The organism is Caulobacter vibrioides (assembly GCF_002858865.1).
Classification (GTDB): Bacteria; Pseudomonadota; Alphaproteobacteria; order Caulobacterales; family Caulobacteraceae; genus Caulobacter; species Caulobacter vibrioides.
This window is the reverse complement of sequence record NZ_PJRR01000004.1, coordinates 18,526-39,892: the sequence shown is the minus strand read 5'-3', so window position 1 is coordinate 39,892 and position 21,367 is coordinate 18,526. Positions and strand designations below refer to the sequence as shown.

16 protein-coding genes and 1 pseudogene are annotated in these 21,367 nt (G+C 67.4%); 6 read left to right on the top strand and 11 right to left on the bottom strand.

The window, feature by feature from the left end:
- The 4 genes from CVUC_RS00580 to CVUC_RS00560 all read left to right on the top strand — a co-directional run bounded on the left by CVUC_RS00580 (position 1) and on the right by CVUC_RS00560 (position 6,908).
- The gene (locus CVUC_RS00580) at positions 1-3,069 is read left to right on the top strand and encodes an efflux RND transporter permease subunit (RefSeq protein WP_096034253.1); all 3,069 of its coding nucleotides are present in this window, start codon (positions 1-3) and stop codon (positions 3,067-3,069) included.
- 189 nt (positions 3,070-3,258) lie between these two features.
- Positions 3,259-4,890: a phytoene desaturase family protein gene (locus tag CVUC_RS00570; protein ID WP_096034254.1), complete on the top strand. Its 1,632-nt coding sequence runs from the start codon at positions 3,259-3,261 to the stop codon at positions 4,888-4,890.
- Between the two features lie 112 nt (positions 4,891-5,002).
- Positions 5,003-6,190 carry an aromatic ring-hydroxylating oxygenase subunit alpha gene (locus CVUC_RS00565; RefSeq protein WP_233279794.1) on the top strand — a complete coding sequence of 396 codons (1,188 nt, stop codon included), beginning with the start codon at positions 5,003-5,005 and terminating at the stop codon, positions 6,188-6,190.
- A 109-nt stretch (positions 6,191-6,299) separates the two neighbouring features.
- Positions 6,300-6,908, top strand: coding sequence for a TetR/AcrR family transcriptional regulator (locus CVUC_RS00560; RefSeq protein ID WP_096034256.1), 609 nt, complete (start codon positions 6,300-6,302; stop codon positions 6,906-6,908).
- Positions 6,909-6,968: 60 nt separating this feature from the next.
- On the opposite strand, the gene CVUC_RS00555 is transcribed toward CVUC_RS00560, so the two are convergent.
- From CVUC_RS00555 to CVUC_RS00525, 7 genes are all read right to left on the bottom strand, one after another.
- Positions 6,969-7,208, bottom strand: a complete 240-nt coding sequence (locus CVUC_RS00555) for a hypothetical protein (protein WP_024265908.1) — start codon at positions 7,206-7,208, stop codon at positions 6,969-6,971.
- Between the two features lie 118 nt (positions 7,209-7,326).
- The gene (locus CVUC_RS00550) at positions 7,327-8,622 is read right to left on the bottom strand and encodes a metal-dependent hydrolase family protein (protein WP_096034257.1); all 1,296 of its coding nucleotides are present in this window, start codon (positions 8,620-8,622) and stop codon (positions 7,327-7,329) included.
- Positions 8,619-9,935: an APC family permease gene (locus tag CVUC_RS00545; RefSeq protein ID WP_164468219.1), complete on the bottom strand. Its 1,317-nt coding sequence runs from the start codon at positions 9,933-9,935 to the stop codon at positions 8,619-8,621. The genes CVUC_RS00550 and CVUC_RS00545 overlap by 4 nt, the downstream gene beginning before the upstream one ends.
- 51 nt (positions 9,936-9,986) lie before the next feature.
- Positions 9,987-12,353, bottom strand: a complete 2,367-nt coding sequence (locus CVUC_RS00540) for a TonB-dependent receptor (protein WP_096034259.1) — start codon at positions 12,351-12,353, stop codon at positions 9,987-9,989.
- 130 nt (positions 12,354-12,483) lie between these two features.
- Positions 12,484-14,505, bottom strand: a complete 2,022-nt coding sequence (locus CVUC_RS00535; protein WP_096034260.1) for a tetratricopeptide repeat-containing sulfotransferase family protein — start codon at positions 14,503-14,505, stop codon at positions 12,484-12,486.
- 82 nt (positions 14,506-14,587) lie between these two features.
- On the bottom strand, positions 14,588-15,877 hold the full coding sequence (locus CVUC_RS00530; protein ID WP_096034261.1) for an NAD(P)/FAD-dependent oxidoreductase: 1,290 nt from the start codon (positions 15,875-15,877) through the stop codon (positions 14,588-14,590).
- A gap of 75 nt (positions 15,878-15,952) precedes the next feature.
- Positions 15,953-17,350 (bottom strand): glutamine synthetase family protein, encoded by a 1,398-nt coding sequence (locus CVUC_RS00525; RefSeq protein ID WP_010920966.1) that lies wholly within the window; start codon positions 17,348-17,350, stop codon positions 15,953-15,955.
- Positions 17,351-17,425: 75 nt separating this feature from the next.
- Here CVUC_RS00525 and CVUC_RS00520 point away from each other — a divergent pair, with 75 nt between their 5' ends.
- Positions 17,426-17,605, top strand: coding sequence for an antitoxin RelB4 (locus CVUC_RS00520; protein WP_012640671.1), 180 nt, complete (start codon positions 17,426-17,428; stop codon positions 17,603-17,605).
- Positions 17,593-17,868 (top strand): type II toxin-antitoxin system RelE/ParE family toxin, encoded by a 276-nt coding sequence (locus tag CVUC_RS00515; protein ID WP_205685753.1) that lies wholly within the window; start codon positions 17,593-17,595, stop codon positions 17,866-17,868. The genes CVUC_RS00520 and CVUC_RS00515 overlap by 13 nt, the downstream gene beginning before the upstream one ends.
- A 2-nt stretch (positions 17,869-17,870) precedes the next feature.
- On the opposite strand, the gene CVUC_RS00510 is transcribed toward CVUC_RS00515, so the two are convergent.
- The 4 genes and pseudogenes from CVUC_RS00510 to CVUC_RS00500 all read right to left on the bottom strand — a co-directional run bounded on the left by CVUC_RS00510 (position 17,871) and on the right by CVUC_RS00500 (position 21,344).
- A complete protein-coding gene (locus CVUC_RS00510) occupies positions 17,871-19,274 on the bottom strand; it encodes an aspartate aminotransferase family protein (protein WP_096034263.1) in 1,404 nt (467 codons plus the stop codon).
- Positions 19,275-19,291: 17 nt separating this feature from the next.
- Positions 19,292-20,044, bottom strand: a complete 753-nt coding sequence (locus CVUC_RS00505) for a gamma-glutamyl-gamma-aminobutyrate hydrolase family protein (protein WP_096034264.1) — start codon at positions 20,042-20,044, stop codon at positions 19,292-19,294.
- Positions 20,045-20,102: 58 nt separating this feature from the next.
- Positions 20,103-20,195, bottom strand: a pseudogene (locus tag CVUC_RS20115) (hypothetical protein); the annotation flags it as partial.
- Positions 20,196-20,204: 9 nt separating this feature from the next.
- Positions 20,205-21,344, bottom strand: coding sequence for an ABC transporter ATP-binding protein (locus CVUC_RS00500; protein ID WP_101685770.1), 1,140 nt, complete (start codon positions 21,342-21,344; stop codon positions 20,205-20,207).
- Positions 21,345-21,367 lie beyond the last annotated feature (23 nt).

Below are 21,367 nucleotides of genomic sequence, written 5' to 3'. Positions count from 1 at the left end.
GTGAAGTTCGACCTCTCGACCTTCGCGGTTCGCCGCTGGCAGTTCACGCTGGTGGCCTTTGGCCTGCTGGTGATGCTGGGCTTCAACGCCTTCACCAGCATTCCGCGCTCGGAAGATCCGCACTTCCCGATCCCGATCGTCATCGTCCGCGCGGTGCTGCCCGGCGCCGAGCCCTCGGAGATGGAGCAGTTGGTCGTCGATCCGATCGAGGATGCGGTCGACGGCCTCGACAATATCGACAAGGTCGAGTCGGTCAGCCTGGACGGCGCGGCCGTCGTTTCGGTCCACTTCACCTGGGACGTCGATCCCGAGCGCAAGTACGACCAGGTCGTGCGCGAGGTGAACGCGATCCGGGGCAATCTGCCTGCGGGTCTGGCCCGCCTCGACATCCAGCGCGCCCGCACCACCGAGGTCTCGGTCGTGCAGGTGGCCCTGACCAGCGAAACCCTGCCGATGCGCCGCCTCGAAAAGGTCGCCGACCGTCTGCGCGAACGGCTGGACCGCGTGCCCGGCGTGCGCGAAGCCCAATACTGGGGCGCGCCGCCGTCAGACGTGCAGGTCACGCTGGATCTGGCCCGCCTGTCGGCCTTGAAACTGCCCGCCACCGCCGTGACCGACGCCCTGCGCGCGGCCGGGGCGGAAGCGCCGATTGGCGCGGTTCAAGCCGGAGAGCGGCGCTTCAACGTCAAGTCCGGCGGGGCCTTCCGCGACCTGAAGACCATCGGCGACACGCCGGTGCGCTCGATCGGCGGCAAGGTGGTGCGCGTCTCCGACGTGGCGACCATCGGCTGGGCCCAGCAGGAGCCCACCCACGTCACCCGGTTCAACGGCAAGCGCGCCGTCTTCATCACCGTCAAGCAGAAGGACGGCCAGGACGTCGCCAAGATCACCCAGGAAGTCCGCAAGGTGCTCGACGAGTACGAGCGCGCCCTGCCCGCCGGGGTGAAGCTGGAGCGCGCCTTCTTCCAGGCCGAGAACGTCAAGCATCGCCTGAAGAACCTGTTCCGCGACTTCGGCATCGCGCTCGTCCTGGTGCTGATCACCCTGCTGCCGCTGGGCCCCCGCGCCGGCGTGGTGGTGATGGTGTCGATCCCGCTCAGCTTGCTGATCGGCCTGTCGATGCTGCAGGCGTTCGGCTTCACCCTGAACCAGCTGTCGATCGCCGGCTTCGTGCTGTCTCTGGGCCTGCTGGTCGACGACAGTATCGTCATCACCGAGAATATCGCCCGGCGTATTCGCGAGGGCGAGGAACGCACCGAGGCGGCCGTCAACGGCGCGCGCCAGATCGGTCTGGCGGTCGTGGGCTGCACGGCGACCCTGATGCTGGCCTTCCTGCCGCTGATGGCCCTGCCCGCCGGTTCGGGCGCCTATATCAAGTCGCTACCGGTGACGGTGCTGTGCACGGTGGGCGCCTCGCTGCTGGTGTCTCTGACCATCATCCCGTTCCTGGCCAGCCGGATCCTCGACAAGCATTCCGATCCTGAGGGCAACGCCCTTTTGCGAGCGGTGAACGGCGGCATCCAGCGGTTCTATCGCCCGGTGCTGCACGCCTCGCTGGCTCGCCCCTGGCTGGCCCTGGCCCTGATGCTGGCCCTGTGCGCCACCACCGTGCCGCTGGTGAAGGTGATCGGCAGCTCGCTGTTCCCGCCCGCCGAGACGCCACAGTTCCTGATCCGGATCGAAACGCCCGACGGCGCTTCGCTGGCCCGCACCGACCAGGCGCTGCGCTTCGTCGACGCGCGCCTGGCCAAGGAACCCGAAATCCTCTGGCGCGCCAGCAATCTGGGCCGCGGCAACCCGCAGATCTTCTACAACAAGACCCAGCGCGAGAGCTCCAACAGCTTCGCCGAGGTCTATGCCAGTTTCGAGGCCTGGAAGCCGGGCAAGAGCGACAAGGTGCTGGACGCCCTGCGCGCCGACTTCGCCAAGTATCCCGGCGCGCGGATCACCGTCGTGGCCTTCGAGAACGGTCCGCCGATCGACGCGCCGATCGCCATCCGCATCACCGGCCAGAACCTTGAGGTGCTCAAGGCCCTGGCCGCGCGGACCGAGGCGGCGCTGAAGGACACGCCCGGCGCGCGCGATGTCAGCAATCCGATGCGCCTGGACCGCACCGACCTTGATCTCGGCGTCGACGAGGCCAAGGCCGCCGCCCTGGGCGTGCCGGCCGGCGCGGCCCGCCGCGTCACCCGCCTGGCGCTGTCGGGCGAAGAGGCCGCGCGCTTCCGCGATCCGGACGGTGACGACTATGCGGTGCGGGTGCGCCTGCCCACGGCCCAGGTGGACGGCGCGGCGCGCAATCCGCTGTCGGCCCTGAACGGCGTCTATGTGCCCACCGCCGAGGGCGAGGCCGCGCCGCTGGGCGCGATCGCCACCCCGACCCTGCGCTCCAGCCCCGCCCGCATCGACCGCTTCGACCGCGAACGGACGGTGACGGTGACCAGCTATGTCGCGACCGGCTACCTGACCGCCAAGGTCACCCAGGACGTCGTTCAACGCCTGGAGAAAGAGGTTCCCATGCCGCCGGGCTATCGCCTGTCGCTGGGCGGCCAGGCCGAGGCCCAGTCGGAAAGCTTCGCGGGGCTGGGCGCGGCGGTGCTGGTGGCGATCTTCGGCATCCTGGCGGTGCTGGTCCTGGAGTTCCAGAAGTTCAAGACCGCCCTGGTGGTCGCCGGCATCATCCCGTTCGGGATCTTCGGCGCGGTGCTGGCCCTGGCCCTGACCGGCAACTCGCTGTCGTTCACCGCCACGATCGGCCTGATCGCTTTGATCGGTATCGAGATCAAGAACTCGATCCTGCTGGTCGACTTCACCGAGCAGCTGCGCCGCGAAGGCATGAACCTGCACGACGCCATCGAAAAGGCCGGCGAGGTCCGCTTCCTGCCGGTGCTGCTGACCAGCGTCACCGCCATCGGCGGCCTGCTGCCCCTGGCCCTGGAGCGCTCGGGTCTCTACTCGCCGCTGGCCATCGCCATCATCGGCGGCCTGATCACCAGCACCCTGCTGAGCCGCGTGGCGACGCCGGTGATGTACTGGCTGACGGCGCGCGAGAAGGCGGAGGCGGTCTAACGAAAATCCTCCCCCCAGCGGGGGAGGTGTCGGCTCGAAGAGACGACGGAGGGGGAAGAGGCAGGGTCGGCAGGACTTCCCCCTCCGGCCTTCGGCCACCTCCCCCGCCAGGGGGAGGATTTGGGCTGCCCTCTTGCCTATTATACGATCGTATAGCAACACTCTCCCCATCCTCGGGGAGAGCACACCATGGCGGTCACCCAGACCCGCGACGCGGTCATCATCGGCGGAGGCCATAACGGCCTCGTCTGCGCCTTCTACCTGGCCAAGGCCGGACTGAAGGTCACGGTCTGCGAGGCGCGGGGCGTGGTAGGCGGCGCGGCGGTGACCGAAGAGTTCCACCCCGGCTTCCGCAACTCGGTGGCCAGCTACACGGTCAGCCTCTTAAACCCGCGCGTGATCGCCGACATGGGCCTGCGCGAGCTGGGCCTGACCTTTCTGGAACGGCCGATCTCGAACTTCCTGCCGATCAGCGACGATAAGTACATCAAGCTGGGCGGCGGGCTGGAGCGCACCCAGGAGGAGTTCCGCAAGTACAGCCGCCGCGACGCCGAGGTGCTGCCGGCCTACTACGCCATGCTGGACGAGATCGGCGACATCCTGCGCGATCTGGCCCAGGAAACCCCGCCCAACCTGGGCGATGGTCTGCCCGGCCTGCTGCGCGCCCTGCGCCAGGGCGGGCGGCTGGCCTTCCTGTCGCGTCAGCGCAAGCGCGACCTGCTGGACCTCTTCACCAAGAGCGCTCGCGACGTGCTGGACAGCTGGTTCGAGAGCGAGCCCGTCAAGGCCGCCTTCGGCTTCGACGCCGTGGTCGGCAATTTCGCCAGCCCCGATACGCCGGGGTCGGCCTATGTGCTGCTGCATCACACCTTCGGCGAGGTGAACGGCAAAAAGGGCGCCTGGGGCCACGCGGTCGGCGGCATGGGCGCGATCACTCAAGCGATGGCGAAAGCGTGCGAGGCGACCGGGGTCGAGATCTTGCTCGACGCCCCGGTCGAGGCCGTCCACATCGACGGCGGCAAGGCCGCCGGGGTGCAGCTGGTCGACGGCCGCCAGATCATGGCGCCGATCGTCAGCGCCAACGTCAATCCGGTCCTCCTTTACAAGAAACTGGTGCCGCCCTCGGCCCTGACGCCCGACTTCCGCAAGGCGGTCGACGGCTACAAGAACGGCTCGGGCACCTTCCGGATGAACGTGGCGCTGTCGGAGCTGCCCAGCTTCACCTGCCTGCCCGGCAAGGAAACCGCAGAACACCACCAGTCGGGCATCGTGATCGCCCCCAGCCTCGACTACATGGACGCGGCCTATCGCGACGCCAAGGGTCAGGGGATCAGCAAGGCGCCGATCGTCGAGATGCTGATCCCGTCCAGCCTGGACACCAGCCTCGCCCCGCCCGGCCAGCACGTGGCCAGCCTCTTCTGCCAGCAGTTCGCGCCGGAGCTTCCCGATGGTCGTTCCTGGGACGACGCTCGCGAGGCCGCCGCCGACCTGATCATCGACACGGTCGACCAGTGGGCGCCGGGCTTCAAGGCCTCGGTGCTGGGGCGGATGATCCTGTCGCCGCTGGACCTGGAGCGGAAGTTCGGCCTGATCGGCGGCGACATCATGCACGGCCACATGTCGCTGGATCAGCTATGGGCCACCCGCCCGCTACTGGGCCACGCCAGCCACCGCGCGCCGATTGCGGGCCTCTATATGTGCGGCGCTGGCACCCACCCCGGCGGCGGCGTCTCGGGCAATCCGGGGCGGAACGCGGCGCGGGAGATCCTGCGCGACAAGGACTTCGCCACGGCGGTGAAGCTGTCGGTGGTGGGGCGGTGATGTTCACTTCAAAAGTTCAATCAGGGTGTCATCCCGGGCGCAGCGCAGCGGAGACCCGGGACCCAGGGGTCAACGCACTGCCGCCCGCCCCTGGGTCCCGGCTCTCCGCGCTATGCGCTCCGGCCGGGATGACACCGTTGTTTTGGAGCGGAAATCCATGACCGCCCTCCCCAACACCGACCCCCTCTCCGACTGGGGCCTGCCCGGCTGGATCTACACCAACGAGCGGTTCTTCAAGGAAGAGCAGGACAAGGTCTTCCGGCCGTCCTGGCAGATCGTCTGCCATCTGAACGACATCCCCAAGGCCGGCGACTTCCACACCTTCGATTTCATCGGCGAGAGCCTGGTGGTGGTGCGCAGCAAGGACGGCGGGGTGCGGGCCTTCGCCAATGTCTGCCGCCACCGGGGCGCGCGGCTGCTGGACGGCCCGGTCGGGCGCTGTGGCGGGCGGATCGTCTGCCCCTACCACGCCTGGACCTACGACCTGGAAGGCCGGCTGATCGGCGTGCCGATGCGCGACGACTATCCCGCCCTCGACATGGCCAAGGAGGGTCTGGCGACGATCGAGGTCGAGGTCTGGCGCGGCTTCGTCTTCGTGCGGCTGGAGGGCGACGGCCCGTCGGTGGCGACCATGATGGCGCCCTACGAAGACGAGGTGGCCCACTATCGCTTCGAGGAGTTGCAGCCGTTCGGCCGCGTGACGCTGCGCCCGCGCGCGGTGAACTGGAAGAACATCAGCGACAACTATTCCGACGGCCTGCATATCCCCGTCGCCCATCCGGGCCTGACCCGGCTGTTCGGCAAGGGCTATGGGGTCGAGGCCGAGGCCTTTGTCGACAAGATGTGGGGCCAGCTGATCGACGAGCCGTCCGAAAGCCCGTCAGAGCGCCTGTATCAGGACATCCTGCCCGACGTTGCGCACCTGCCAGGCGACCGCAAGCGGCTGTGGACCTATTTCAAGCTGTGGCCGAACTTCGCCTTCGACATCTATCCGGACCAGGTGGACTTCATGCAGTTCATCCCGATCTCGGCCGAGCAGACGATGATCCGCGAGATCGCCTACGCCCTGCCCGACGATCGTCGCGAGATGAAGGCGGCGCGGTATCTGAACTGGCGCATCAACCGGCAGGTCAATACCGAGGACACCGAACTGGTGGCCCGTGTCCAGCAGGGCATGGCCTCACGCACCTTCACCGCCGGGCCGCTGGCGACCAGCGAGGTCAGTTTGCGCAGCTTCGGTCGCAAGATGCGGGCCCTGATCCCGGAAAGCCGGATGCCGAGGCCGCCGGAGGGGTGGTGAGCGTCGTTAGCGCCCCCTCCACCGCCGTTCGGCGGTCCCCCTCCCCCGTTGCACGGGGGAGGATGAGCTTCCTCCTCACCCGCGATGCGGGGGAGGTGGCGCGGCGCGGATACGCGCCGTGACGGAGGGGGCGCTCAAACGTGCCGCCTTCACTCGCGAGGCGCCCGATGTCCGTCGGCAGGCTTTGGTCGCCGCCGCCGAGGCGGTGCTGGCGCGCGAGGGCGTGGGTGGGACCAGCGTGCGCGCTATCTGCGCCGAGGCCGGGGTCTCGCCGGGCCTGTTGCGGCACTATTTCGAGGGCGTCGATGATCTGATCGCGGCGGCCTATGAGGCGGTGTCGCAGCGGATCGACGCCGCGCTGGACGCGACTCTGGCGGCGGCGGGGAATGATCCCCGCGCGCGGCTGCTGGCCTATCTGGGCGCCAGTTTCGCGCCGCCGGTGCTGGATGAGCGGTTGCTGGCGGCCTGGGTCGGCTTCTGGTCGCTGGTCAGGACCAAGCCGCGCATGGCCGCGATCCATGCCGCTTCGTACGCGGACTTCCGAGCGCGGCTCGAGACCCTGCTGGCCAAGGCCGGCGCGCGTGACACGCGCCTAGCGGCCATCGCCCTGACGGCGAGCGTGGACGGACTGTGGCTGGAACTGTGCCTGGATCCTGCGACCTTCAGTCCGGACGAGGCGCGCGCGATCGTGACCCGCGCGCTCGACGGCTGGCTCTAAGTGGTTGATTTTAGAGCCTGTTTATCTGGCTTAGATGGTTCCCTCTAAACCAGACGGGCTCTAGGCGACGGCGACCTGGTTGGCCGCGCGGTTGCGGCCCCACGACGGCGTGCGCGCCTCGGCCTCGAAGGTATGGACTTCCGCCTTGCGGCCTTGCACCCGCATGTGGCGGGCCAGCAGCTGGGCCAGGGCCTCGGCCTCGTGCTGCGACGAGTAGGCGCCGATCAGATCGGCCGAGTCGTTCCAGGTCACATGCCACACCCCGGCGACGGGACGGACGTAGTAGTGGTTCTCGGTCATGACGACCTCCTTGGACAACTCAGCATGCACTTACGCACGCGGACATGACAGTTGTTTCGCTATCGCACAACGAAATTGCGCTGCGACGCACAATGCATGAGCCGCGCCAGCCGCTGTTCTAGTCGTCCTTGACCACGGTCCCGCCCTTCATGACCTTCGCGACCTTGGTCAGCACCGAAACATCCGCCAGCGGATCACCCGCCACGGCGATCAGGTCGGCGTAGCAGCCGGGCGCATGGCAGCCGACCTGGCCGGTCTTGCCCATCAGCTCGGCCGCCACGGTGGTCGCTGACTGGATCGCCTGCATCGGCGTCATGCCGTACCTGACCATGTAGGGCATCTGCCGGGCGTTCCAGCCGTGCGGATAGACGCCGGCGTCGGTGCCGTAGGCGATCTTGACCCCGGCCTTGACCGCCTTGCGGAAGCCCTCGCGCTGGGCGTCGGTGGTCTCGCGGTTCTTGCGGATCATGCCGGCGGGCCAGCCGTGCTCGCGGCCATAGGTGTCGATGAAGTCGCCGTTGTAGATGTCGGCCACCAGGAACGCGCCCTTGGCCTTCATCAGGGCGATCCCCTCGTCGTCGATCAGCGAGCCATGCTCGATCGACCGCACCCCAGCGCGGACGGCGATCTTGATCCCCTCGGCGCCGTGGGCGTGGGCGGTGACATAGGTCCCGCGCTTGGCGGCCTCGTCGACGGCGGCGCGGATCTCGTCTTCGGAGAGCTCCAGTTGGCCAGGCTCGGTGCCCTCGGTCAGGACGGCGCCGGTGGCGATCAGCTTGATGAAGTCGGCGCCGCCGACCAGCAGGGCGCGGACTTTTCTGTGGACGTCGGCGGCGTCCTCGACCACGCCGCGCCGCATCTCGGCGGGGATCGCCACGTCGGGCGCGACGCCAGTGATCTCCCCGCCCCCGCCCGGCGCGGTGACATAGGCGCCGGCCACCGACATGCGCGGTCCGGGCACGAGCCCCTCGGTGATGGCGTCGCGCAGGGCCGCATCGCCGAGCGCCCGCCAGGTTCCGACGTCACGAACGCTGGTGAAACCCGCCATCAGGGTCGTGCGCGCATGGCCCGCGCCGATATAGGCCTGCTGGGCGGCCGAGCGCAGCAGCGGCAGGGCGATGTTCTCGCTCTGCTCGTCGTCGACGAGGTGGGTGTGCATGTCGATCAGGCCGGGCAGCACGGTCAGACCCGACCAGTCGGTGACCTTGGCGTCCTTGGGGCCGTCCTTGGGCGCGCCCTTCCAGGGCCCCACCGAAACGATGCGCTCGCCCTCGATGCGGAGGATCTGGTCGGTCAGCACCTTGCCGGCCTGGGGATCGACCAGCTTGCCGGCGCGGACATACGAGACCTGCGCTGCGGCGACAGCCGGAAGCAGCGTTGCGAGGGCGGCGACGCAAAACACGTGCAGTTTCATCGGGCGGCTCTCCGCATCAGCCAGTAGATCGGCGCGCCGACAGCCAGCAGCACCAGGCCCCACAGGGTGACCGACCATCCCGCGCCGGAGAAGGTCCACACCGAGTAGAGCGCGCCCAGCCCTGCGACGACGGTCAGGGCCTTGGAGCGGTCCATGCGTCCCTGCCCCTGCAATCGCAGCACCGCCAGAGAGCAGAACAGGTAGGCGAACAGGGTCGAGGTCGTCGACAACAGGGCCATGAAGGTGAAAGCGTCGGCCATCGACTTGGCGTAGTTCATCAGCACCAGGATCGTCACCAGGACGCTCGAGACCAGGTGCGCGCGCACGGGCGTGCCGTTGGCCGAGGTCTTGGCGAACCAGGCGGGGAACACGCCCTCGCGCGCCATGGCGGCCGGCAACTCGCCCTGGATCAGCGACCAGCCGTTCAGGGCGCCCAGCGCGCTGATCGTTGCGAAGGCCGCCAGCGCCAGGCGGAAATCCCCGCCGCCATGATAGCTGACGAAGTCGACAAACGGCGCGTTGGAGCCTTGCAGCACGGCGGTCGGCGTCAGCAGCAGCACGCCCGACGAGACCACGAGATAGACCAGACCCGCGAAGGCGGTGCCGGCCAGGGTTGCGCGCGGGATCGTCCGGGCCGGGTCCTTGACCTTGTCGGCGGGAATGGTCGCCGTCTCCACCCCCAGCAGGGCCCACAGGGTGAGCGCCGCGGCGGCGGTGATGGACGCCCCGGAAAGCGCCGAGGGCTCGAACGGGGTGATCGCCGCGGGCCCTTTCCGAAGCAGGACGCTGACGGCCAGACCCGCCACCGCGATCAGGGGAACCAGCTTCAGCACCGTGGTCACCACCTGGGTCCAGCCGGCCGAGCGCGCCCCGGCGCAGTTGATCGCGGTCGCCGTCCAGACCACCGCGACGGTGAGCAGGGCCGGCAGCGCCGGGACCTTGGCGATCACCGGCAGAAAGACGCTGAGATAGCTGATCGCGGCGATGGCGATGGCCGCGTTGGCGACCCACACAGAGATCCAGTACGACCAGGCCACGAGGAACCCCGGCGCGCGGCCGAAAGCCTCCTCGGTATAGGCGAACGGTCCTCCCGCGCGCGGAAACGCCCCCGCCAGCTTGGCGAAGACATAGGCCAGGCACAGCGAACCGCCGATGGTCAGTATCCAGGCGATGACGGCGTTCCAGCCGTACGGCGCCAGGGACGCCGGCAGCATGAACACGCCCGAGCCGATCATGTTGCCGACGACCAGGGCCGCGCACATCCATACGCCCAGAGGCTTGGACCTTACCGCCGTCATCTTTGCTCCCCCCAAAGCAAAAGGGGCGGCCCAATGGACCGCCCCTGATACGCTACCGACAAAGACCTAGAAGGCCTTGCCCAACTTGATCCCCATGGTGCGAGGCTGGTTGGGTACGATGTAGGACTGAGCCCCGCAGACGCTGATCGCGCATTGCGCGGTGCGATCCAGGCTGGCCCGCTTGTCGAACACGTTCTTCACGTAGAAGCCGATCGTCAGACCGTCCTTCTCCATGCCGCCCGACAGATCGACGGTCTCCCAGCCCTTCTGCTTGCCGAGCGCCGCGCGGTCAGCCAGGCGCAGATCGGTCCAGGTCGCGCTCTGAGCGACCATCGACCCCTGCACGTAGTTGTCCCATTCGCCCCAGCTGAAGTCGTAGCGCGCCGTCAGGTTCGCCTTGAGCTTCGGGGTGACGGGAAGCGAGGTGCCGTCCGGCGCTTGCGGCGAGGGGCAGCTGGTGACCGGATTGCCGGCGGTATCGGTGAAGCCGCAGTAGTTCGCCGTCAGCTTGGCGTCGGTATAGGCGGCCGCCGCATTGATCGTCAGACCCTGGACGGGAACCCAGGTGACGTCGCTTTCGATCCCCTTGATCTTGGCCTGGTTGGCGTTCTTGATCTCGGTCAGGCCGTTGGCCCCCAGGATCGAGAACTGGAAGTTGTTCCAGTCCTGCATGAACACCGCGCCGTTCCAGCGGAAGCTGTTGTTCAGCCAGGTGGTCTTCCAGCCCGCCTCATAGTTCTTCAGGAAGTCGGCCTGATACGGCGGCAGGGTGCTGCGCCGATTGATGCCGCCCGGACGGAAGCCCTTGGAGTAGGTGGCGTAGATCAGCTTGTCGCTGTCGAGCTTGTAGGTCAGCGTCACCTTCGGGACGTTGCCGCTTTCCTTCACGCCCTTGTCGAGATTGGTGCAGGGCGAGCCCGGGACCACTGCGGCCTTGAAACAGGCCCGCTCGCCCGTAGAGCCATAGCCCTTTCCGTAGCCGTAGAAGCCGACCAGCGTGTTGTGCGCCTCGAAGAAACGAATGCCGGCGGTCAGCATCAGCTTGTCAGTGATGTCGTACTCGGCCTGGCCGAAAGCGGCCTTGTCACGGTCGATACGCTGCTGCTTGGTCAGCCAGATCGTGCCGGTGTAGCCCGGCACCGAGATGCTGCTGCCGATATCGGCGATGCGGTAGTTCTGGAAGATGTCGTGCGTCTGCTTCTGGTAGAAGCCGCCGACCACGAACCGCAGCTTCTTGTCCTGCGGCGAGGCGATGCGGATTTCGTGGCTTTCCTTCTTGTAGTCGTCCTGACCCTGGATGAACTGCGAAGGATTGACCAGGTTGCCGGCGTTGTCGGTCCAGTAGAAGCCGTAGCCGACCTGATCATAGAAGAACGAGTAGTCGGTGTAGTCGGAGTTGGTGTCCGTCTTCCGCTTCAGGTACGAGCCCGCATAGGTGACGTCGAGATTGGCCACCTGGCCCTCGATGGTCATGGCCGCCTGGTACCACTTGTCCTTGGCGCTTTCCGGATAGAAGCGCTTGACCTTCAGGTCGCCGACCTTGGGGTCATAGGAGAACGAGCCGTTCGACTTCTGAACCTGGCCCATCACCTGGGGGGTGATCACCCAGTTGTCGTCAAGCTCGACCCGCAGGGCGGCGCGACCGCCCTGGGTGTAGACGCTGTTGTAGTCGTCGCGGACCCGAGCCTTGTTGTTGATCGTGAAGTCGTTGGTCGGGTTGCTGTCGCCGCGCGTATAGGTGCGCGTGCCCGCCACGTTGTCGATGTAGCCGCCGTCGCGGACATCCCAGCCGACCAGGCGCACAGCGACCTTGTCGGACAGGGGCATGTTCACGAAGCCTTCCAGCGCGTGACCCGAGTCGCCGTGAGCGACCTTGTTCAGCTCGACGTCCACACCGGCGGCGAAGCCCGCCGTCGACGGCTTGTTGGTGATGATCCGCAGGGTGCCCGCCTGCGAGCTGGCGCCGTACAGCGTGCCTTGCGGCCCCGCCAGCGCCTCGACCCGGGCGACGTCGTAGACGTGGATGTCCAGCGCGCCCTGAATGGTGGTGACCGGCTGTTCGTCCAGATAGACGCCCACGCTGGGCAGTGAGCCCGAGTGGTTGCCGTCGCCGCCGCTGGCGACGCCGCGCATATACACCTGGCCAAAGCCCGGGCCCGAACTGGTGAACGACACGCTGGGCAGATACTGCACGTAATCAGCGAAGGCGCTGATCTGCAGCTGATCCAGCTTTTCGCCGCCCAGCGCCTGGATGCTGACAGGCACGTCCTGCAGGTTCTCGCTGCGCTTCTGAGCCGTGACGACCACCGCCTCAAGCGCGGTGTTCTGGCTGGACTGCGCCTGGGCGTAGGCGACGCCCGACAGCATGGTGCTGGCCAACAATGCGGCGGAGTAGACCCCCGCCTTCTTTAAACGAACCGATCCCGACGACATACAGTCGCTCCCCTTACGGCTTTGAAGGAACGATGTTCGACCCGTGCCTAACCGGTGGGCAAGATTGAATTTTCGGTTTGTCGTCAATTCCTGTGAGTGTTGCAGAAATGGCGAGGTGTTGGGCAGGTGGTCAAATAACGGGCGCATCCGGGTACGCGCTAAGCACCGGCCCCAATGCCTGCTTGAGCGGCCCCAGATACGATTCGAATTTCTGCCAGTGCTCGACCGCGTCCTTGAAAATCGGCCGGCGCACCTGTTCTGAACTGGCGGTGCGCACCGCACGGTCGTTCTCGTGCGGCGACAGGCAGGCCGCCTCGAACGGCAGGCCGCAGTGATCCAGCAGGGCGCGAATCTCCGCCTCCGGATCGGCGATCATCCGCTCATAGATCACGCGATGCACACGCCCCGGCAGCACGGCGTCGAAATGGGCCATCAGGTCGACATAGTCGGCATAGTAGCGGCCGATATCGGTCAGGTCGTAGCTGAAGGTTTGGCCCCGCGCGAAATGCTGCTTGAAGCCCGAAAAGCAGCAGCCCAGCGGGTGGCGCCGCGCGTCGATGATCTTGGCGTTGGGCAGGATCAGATGAATCAGGCCGGTGTGGGCGAAGTTGTTCGGCATCTTGTCGATGAAGAACGGCCTGTCGGTCTTGCGCTGGATGCGGGTGCGCTCCAGGAACTCCTCGCCCAGCGCCCGGAGGTCCTCGGGCGAGAGCTCGGCAAGGCTTTCGGGATAGGTCGACTCAGCGCGCTTGGCGGTCTTGCCGCCCAGGCGACGGGCCATGACGATCAGGTCGGGCAGTTCCATCGTGCCCTCGACCAGCGAGTGGCTGGCCAGGATCTGCTCGACCAGGGTCGAGCCCGAACGCGGCAGGCCCACGACAAAGATCGGATCCGGCGCGGCGCAGCCCTGCCCTCCCCGCGCCGCGATGAAGGCGGGTGAGAACACCGCCTTGGTCCGGACCGTGTCGGCGGTGTTCTCGTCGGCATCATAGTCCAGCTGTTCGCGCCGGATGGCCGCGCCGGCGGCGTAGTGCTGGAACGAGGCGTCCCAGTCCTGGGCGTCTTCCTGCGCCTTGCCGAGCGCATAGTGCAGATGCAGCCGATCGTCTTCCGACAGCCCCTCAGCCTCAAGCGCCTGACTCATAGCGGCCAGATCTTCCGGCGTGAACCTGACAGTCTTGAGGTTGGCCAGACTCCACCAGACCTCACCCAGGGCCGGCGCCAGATCCAGGGCCTTGCGATAGGCCGCGACGCTGTCGGCCTGGCGACCGACCGTCTTCAGAGCGTGGCCATAGCTCATCCAGCCCTTGGGCTGGTTGGGATAGTCTGCCAGCACCTGGCCATAGACGGCGATGGCGCGATCATACTCGCCCAGCCGCGCCAGGATCGCCGCGTAGAGATTGGCGTAGCCGGGATGACGGGCGTCCTTGGCCACCAGCTGCTCGATCTGCGCCAGCGCCTCGAGGTTCTTGTTCTGGCGATAGAGCATGGTCGCCAGGTTGTGACGGGCGGCGGCGAAGTTGGGGGCCAGCTCCATGCAGCGGGTCAGCAGGGCCTCGGCGTCGGCGTAGCGGCCCAGGCGCGCGCCGGTCTCGGCCAGCATGCGGATCGCCGCCACGTCGCCGGCGTCAGCCTTCAAGCGATCCCGCAGGAGACGTTCGGCCTCGCCCAAGCGATCCTCCGCAAGGGCCGTCGCCGCCTCGACCAGTAGCGGGTCGCGAGTGGAGGCGCGTAGCTGCCGGGCCAGAGCGCGTTCGGCGCCTTGACGGTCCCCCAGAAGCTCCAGGCTTTCCGACAGGCCTCGCCAGGCTTCGGACAGGCGCGGCTCCAGCGCGCTGACGCGGTCAAAGGCGCGGGCGGCCTCGGCGGTGCGCCCCAGGCGCTCCAGGCACAGGGCCAGTTCCAGCTGGGCCAGAGGCAGGTTGGGCAGGGCCATGGCTAGCGGCGCGACGGTGGCGAGCCCGCCCTCGGCGTCCCCGGACAGGCGCAGGGCGGCGGCCAGAACGCGCGTGGTGTCGGCATGACGCGGCACGACCTCCAGGATCGCCCGCGCCTGTTCGGCCGCCATGACGGGATCGACCTCCAGCAGGCGCTCGGCATGTTCGAGCGCCGCGGCGAGACTGGCGGCGGGCTGGGCGGTCGTCGTGGTCATGGGGTCAGGAGAGCGGGGTCAGGGTGGGGGTGTCAATCGCGGCTTCGCCAAATCCTCTCCCTGGCGGGGGAGGATTGCAGCGTCACAACCGATCCCGCAGCGCGTACCAGCTGAGCCCCGCCACCGTCAGCGGCCAGCGCAGCAGGCGTCCGCCCGGGAACGGCGGCGTGGGCAGGCGTGACAGCAGGTCCACCGGACCCGTCTCGCCCAAGGCGGCCTTGGCCAAGAGCTTGCCGACATAGGGCGCCAGCATGACGCCTTGGCCTGAGTAGCCGGCGGCGACCCGCACCCCCTGCGCCACCTCGCCCACGAACGGCATACGGCTGAAGGTGATCCCCAGGGTCCCGCCCCAGGCGTGGGTGATCTCCACGTCCGCCAGGCGCGGATAGATCTTGGCGAGGTTCTTGCGCACGAGGCCGGCGATGTCGTGCGGAAAGCCGGGGCGATAGTTCTCGCCGCCGCCGAACAGCAGGCGGCCGTCCGGCGTCTTGCGGAAGTAGTTCACGACGAAGCGGCTGTCCGAAACGGCCGCGTTCGAGCGGATGATCTCGTCGGCCAGCGCCCCCAGCGGCGCGGTGACGGCGATGAAGTTGTTGATCGGCATCACCCGCGCCTGCGCCGGGCCGGCCATCCGGTTGAGCAGGCCATCGCCGCTGAGGATCAACTGATCGCAGGTGACGCGGCCGGTCGCGGTCTCGATCACGATCTTGCCGCCTTCGCGTCGCCAGGTCTCGGCGCGGGTGTGCTCGTGGATCATAGCGCCGGAGGCCATCGCCCGGGCCGCCATGCCTTGGGCCAGTTTGAGCGGATGAACGTGACCGCCGCCGTGGTCGACGAGGCCGCCGTGATAGACGCCCGTGCCCAGCTCATCCGCTAGGGCTTCCTCGCCGATCAGCTCAAGCTGGTCATAGCCGTAGCGCTCGGCCATCAGCGCCAGATAGTCCGCATCCTCGGCCTCGCCGTCCGGCTTGTGGCGTGCGTGGATCATGCCCGGCCGCCAATCGCAGTCGATCGCCTGGGCCAGGGTCTTGAAGTGGGCGCGGGCGTCCTCGGCCAGGCGCCAGAGCGCGAGGGCGTCGTCGCGGCCCACAGTCTTTTCCAGCCAGGCCTGATCGCGCCTCTGCCCGGTATGGACCTGGCCACCGTTCCGCCCGCTGGCGGCGCAGCCGACCCGGCCTGCCTCCAGCACGACGGCGCGGCTGCCCAGCGCCAGCGCCGCGCCCAGGCCCGTGAAGCCAGCACCGACGATGCAGACCTCGGCGGCGACGTCGCCGTCCAGCGGCGGCGAGGCCGGAACGTCAGTCACCGTGTCCGCGTACCAATTCCCTCTCCCATAGGGAGAGGGGTAGGGGTGAGGGGTTTGGGCGGTCATGGGTGTAACCCCTCATCCCCCCACGCCTGCGGCGCGGGTCCCCCCTTCTCCCTCTGGGAGAAGGTGACCATCACCTCACACATTCAGCAGCAGGAACTCCCGCTCCCACGGGCTGATCGTGCGCATGAAGGTTTCGTACTCGGCCTGCTTCACGCGGTCATAGGCGGCGCAGAAGGTCGGGCCCAGGATCTCGACCAGCGGCTGGCAGGCGACGAACAGGCGGAGCGAGTCCGACAGGCTGCGCGGCAGCTCGATCCCGCGAGCGCCGGCGTCGATCGACACCGGCTCGCTGGGTTTCAGCCCCTGCACCATGCCGAGATAGCCCGCGGCCAGCGATGCGGCGATGGCCAGGTACGGATTGGCGTCCGATGACGGGATGCGGTTTTCGACCCGGCGGTTGTTGGGTCCCGACGGCGGCACGCGCAGGCCGCAGGTGCGGTTGTCATAGCCCCACTGGGTGTTCACCGGCGCGCCACTGTCGCGCGAGATGCGGCGGTAGCTGTTCACGTAAGGCGCCAGGATGGCCATGATCGCCGGCAGATAGGTCTGCTGGCCGGCGATGAAGCCGTGGAACATCGCCGACTCCGCCCCGTCCTCATCCGAGAACAGGTTGCGGCCCTTCTTGTCGACGATCGACTGGTGGATGTGCATGGCGCTGCCGGGCTCATTGGCCATCGGCTTGGCCATGAAGGTGGCGTAGATCTCATGCTCCAGCGCCGCCTCGCGGATCGTGCGCTTCATCATGAACACCTGGTCGGCCAGCTCCAGCGGATGGCCGTGCTGCAGGTTGATCTCCATCTGCGCCACGCCGCTTTCGTGGATCAGGGTGTCGATCTCCAGCCCCTGGCGCTCGGAGTATTCGTACATGTCCTCGAACAGGGCGTCGAACTCGTTGACCGCGCTGATCGAATAGCCTTGCCGCCCCGTTTCCGGACGGCCGGACCGCCCGATCGGCGGCTTCAGCGGATAGTCCGGATCGGTGTTGCGATCGACCAGATAGAACTCGATCTCCGGCGCGACGATCGGATGCCAGCCCTTGTCGGCATAGAGCGCCAGCACGCGGCGCAGCACCTGGCGCGGAGCCTCCTCGACGGGACGGCCGTCGGGGTGGAAGGCGTCGTGGATCACCTGCGCCGTGGGATCCTGCGCCCAGGGCACAGCCGCCAGGGTCGCGAAGTCTGGGGTCAGGAAGATGTCGGTGTCGGACTGCACCGCGTTCACCGCCCCCTCGAACTCGGGGAAGTCGCCGGTGATGGTCTGGTAGAACACCGCCAGCGGCAGGTTCATCGACGGCGAGCCCAGAAACTTGCGCACCGGCATGATCTTGCCGCGCGCCACGCCGGCCAGATCGGGCACCACGCACTCGATCTCCTCGATGTGCTGGCGGGCGAACCAGTCCTTGGCCTCCTCGATCGTCGAGACGCCACGATCCAGGATCTGGTCGCGCTTGGCCTTGTTGTGCTTGGGCTTCATGACGCGCTCCGAGAGCTTGGCCGAAAGCTCGGTTTTTCCGGATTTGTTCTCGAAAGGTTTCTGTTATCGTGGGGCATGGCCGAGCCTGACCCCGACATCTTCGACGAGGACGATGAAGCGATCCTGGCGGCTGACGCCGAGGCTGACGCCGACTTCGAAGCCGGTAGAACTGTTCCGCACGAGCGTGTGGGCGAGTGGCTCAAGACGTTGGGCACGCCGCACCAGACACCGCCACCATATTCGTGGCGCAAGTAGTCTGGACCCAACGAGCGATGGCCGATGTTTACGCCATCGTCGGCCATATCTCCGAGCAGTCGCGTCCTCTCGCGGCCCAGCGCCTGGCCAAGAGGTTGTTCGACACCGGCGCTAGCCTGGCGACCTATCCCGAACGCGGGCGCGTGAGCACTCAAGGACGGCGAGAGATCGTCGCGATTTCGCCCTACGTTCTGCGCTACCGCATTGTCGGCGACCGTGTCGTCATTGGCAGCGTACGCCATGGGGCGCGTCGACCTCTCTAGCCTCATGACACAGCCTTCGGCTTCAGCGCACGAAGGATCGGCTCGGCTTCGGTCAGCGACCTTTCGATGATCCCGACCAGCTCGTCGATCTCGGCGTGGCTGACGATCAGCGGCGGACAGCAGACGATGCTGTCGCGGATGGCGCGAACCATCAGGCCGTTCCGGATGCAGATGTCACGGACGATCGGCCCGGCCTCGCCTTCCTTGTCGAGGAAGCGATGATTGGTCCCCTTCTCGCGGACGATCTCGACCGCGCCGATCAGACCCAGCGACCGGGTCTCGCCGACCAGCGGGTGGTCGTTCAGGCTGGCCAGCGCCTTGGCGAGGTATGGGCCAGCGTCCTCGCGGGCGCGCTCGACCAGACCCTCACGCTCGATGATCTCGATGTTCTTCAGCGCCACGGCCGCGCAGGTCGGATGGCCCGAATAGGTAAAGCCGTGGATGAAGTCGCCGCCCTTCTCGCGCAGTTCGGCGACGATGTGGTCGGCCACGCCCACGGCCGAAATCGGCAGGTAGCCCGACGACAGGCCCTTGGCCATGGCGATCAGGTCCGGCTTGATCCCGTAGTGCTGGTGGCCAAACCATTGGCCGAGGCGCCCAAAGCCGCAGATCACCTCGTCGCAGACCAAGAGGATCCCGTACTTGCGGCACAGGGCCTCGACGGCGGGCCAATAGCCGTCGGGGGGAATGATCACCCCGCCCGCCCCCTGCACCGGCTCGCCGATGAAGGCCGCGACGTTTTCAGGCCCGACCTCGAGGATCTTGTCCTCGATCTCTTTCACGGCGCGATCGCGGAAGGCGGCCGGATCCTCGCCGAAGCCCTCGCCGAATGGGTAGGGCTGCATCACATGCTCGACGCCCGGGATCGGCAGGTCGCCCTGCACATGCATGTGCTTCATGCCGCCTAACGACACGCCCGCCACCGTCGAGCCGTGATAGGCGTTCCAGCGGCTGATGAAGACCGTGCGGTTGGGCTGGCCCTTCAGCTTCCAATAGTGGCGGACCAGACGGAAGACCGTGTCATTGGCCTCCGACCCCGAAGAGTTGAAGAACACGTGGGTCAGGTGGCCGCCCATCTTCTCGGCGATCTTGGCCGCCAGCTTCACGGTCGGCGGCGTCGCGGTCTTGAAGAAGGTGTTGTAGTAGGGCAGCTCCAGCATCTGCTCGTAGGCCGCGTCGGCCAGTTCCTTGCGGCCGTACCCGACATTCACGCACCACAGGCCCGCCATGCCGTCCAGGATGCGATGGCCGTCGCCGTCGGTGATGTAGCAGCCGTCGGCGCGGGTCACGATGCGGCTGCCGCCCAGCTCGGCGATGACCTTGTGGTCGGCCTGGGCCGGCAGGTGGTGCGCCAGGTCCAGGCGCTTGAGCTCGGCGACGTCGTGGTTGCGGATGGGGGCGTTCATACGGGGGCTCCTGGGCCTTACGCGACGAGTGGCGCGCCTCTGAGGGCGCGTCCGAAAATTTCAAAGAAGATCTGCGACTGCCGGTTCTGCGCCGGCTTCCATTCGGGGTGCCATTGGACGGCGAGGACAGGCGCGGCGTTGACGGTGGCGGAGAAGGCTTCGACCACGCCGTCGGGCGCGCGGGCCTCCACGGCCAATCCCTCGCCCAGACGATCAACGCCCTGGTAGTGGACCGAGTTCACTACCGCGGCCTCGGCTTCGAACGCACGCGAGAGCACCCCGCCCGGGGTCAGGGCCACGTCGTGGAGGTGGTCGAACATGCCGTTGAAGTCGACGTCATCGGGGGCGTGGTGCGCGATCAGGTCAGGACTGGCGGCCATGTCCCGCCGCAGCGTGCCGCCGAACGCGACATTGATCTCCTGGAAACCCCGACAGATCCCGAACACTGGCTTGCCCAGGTCCAGCATGGCCTTGATCAGGTCGGCGGTCATGCCGTCGCGAGCCGCGTCGAACGGCCCCGGCGCGTCGCCGATCTCCTCGCCGTAGAGGGCGGGATCAAGGTTCGAGGGGCTGCCGGTCAGCATCAGGCCGTCCAGGCGGCCGGCCACCTCGGCCGCGCGCATCCGCCCCGGCAGCGAGGGGATCAGCAGCGCGGCCACATCGCCATAGGCCATGGTCGCGTCGACATAGCGGCTCATCACCGCCTGGGCCGGCTCGACCCCGACGGTGCGGGTGCAACAGATGATCCCGGCGACGGGGCGGGCGGTCATGAGCAAAACACCCCTTCTGGCTCCATTTCGCTCGTCATCCCGGAAGCGCGTAGCGCTATCCGGGACCCAGGGGCCGGCGCATTGCGGTCGCCCCTTGATCCCGGCTCTCCGCTTCGCTGCGGCCGGGATGACAAGCTTTGGTTGGCTTGAAGGATGTGGGTCACGACAACAGCACCGCCGGTGAACAGGCGTGCCAGCACAGCCAGACGGTCTCGCCCAGCTTGAAGTCTTCCTGGTCCCAACGGGTCAGGTTCGAGCGCTGGACCTTGACCCGGCGACCGCCAGCGATCTCGACCTCATAGGTGGACGAGCCCCCCAGATAGGCTTCGTGCTTGATCACGCCCTCGACAGCGTTGGTCCCCTTGGGCGCGTCGCCGAGGTTGGGCGGGGTGTCGTCGGTCTTCTTGTGCAGCTCGATCTTCTCGGGACGGATCGCCGCCCACACCGTGCCGCCGCGCGGGCCAGTGACGCCGTGATCCAGGAAGATGTCGACCGGCAGGTCGGGCGATTTGATCACCGCGTGGCTGGGCTCGTCGACCGCCAGCACGCCCTCGAACAGGTTCACCTGACCGATGAAGTCGGCCACGAACCGGCTGTTGGGGAACTCGTAGAGGTCGCTGGGGGTGGCCACCTGCTGCAGGAGCCCCTTGCTCATCACCGCGCAGCGCGAGGCCAAGGCCAGGGCCTCGTCCTGGTCGTGGGTGACCATGATGAAGGTGATGCCGACCTTCTCCTGCAAGGTGCACAGCTCGGTGCGCATCTGCTCGCGCAGCTTGGCGTCCAGGGCCGACAGCGGCTCGTCCAGCAGCAGTACGCGGGGGCGCTTGACCAGGGCTCGGGCAAGCGCGACCCGCTGGCGCTGGCCGCCCGACAGCTGGTCAGGCTTGCGCCCGCCCAGGCCGCCCAGTTGCACCAACTCCAGCGCCTCGGCGACGCGGGCTTCGCGTTCGGCCTTGGGCACGTTGTCGACCTTCAGGCCGTAGGCGACGTTATCGGCGACAGTCATGTGCGGGAACACCGCGTAGGACTCGAACACCATGTTCACCGGCCGCTTGTTGGGCGGCACGTTGGAGATGTCCTGGCCATCGATCAGGATGCGCCCCTCGGTGGGCGTCTCGAAGCCGGCCAGCATCCGCAACAGGGTGGTCTTGCCGCAGCCCGATGGGCCCAAGAGCGCAAAGAACTCGCCCTCGTTGACCGTCAGCGAGACGTTGTCGACGGCCGCCAGCTTGCCGAACCGCTTGGTGACGTTCTCGAAGGTGATGATGGGTTTGGTCACTTCGATTGCCCCCCGACACACAAGTTTCCGAACAAAGCGCCCCC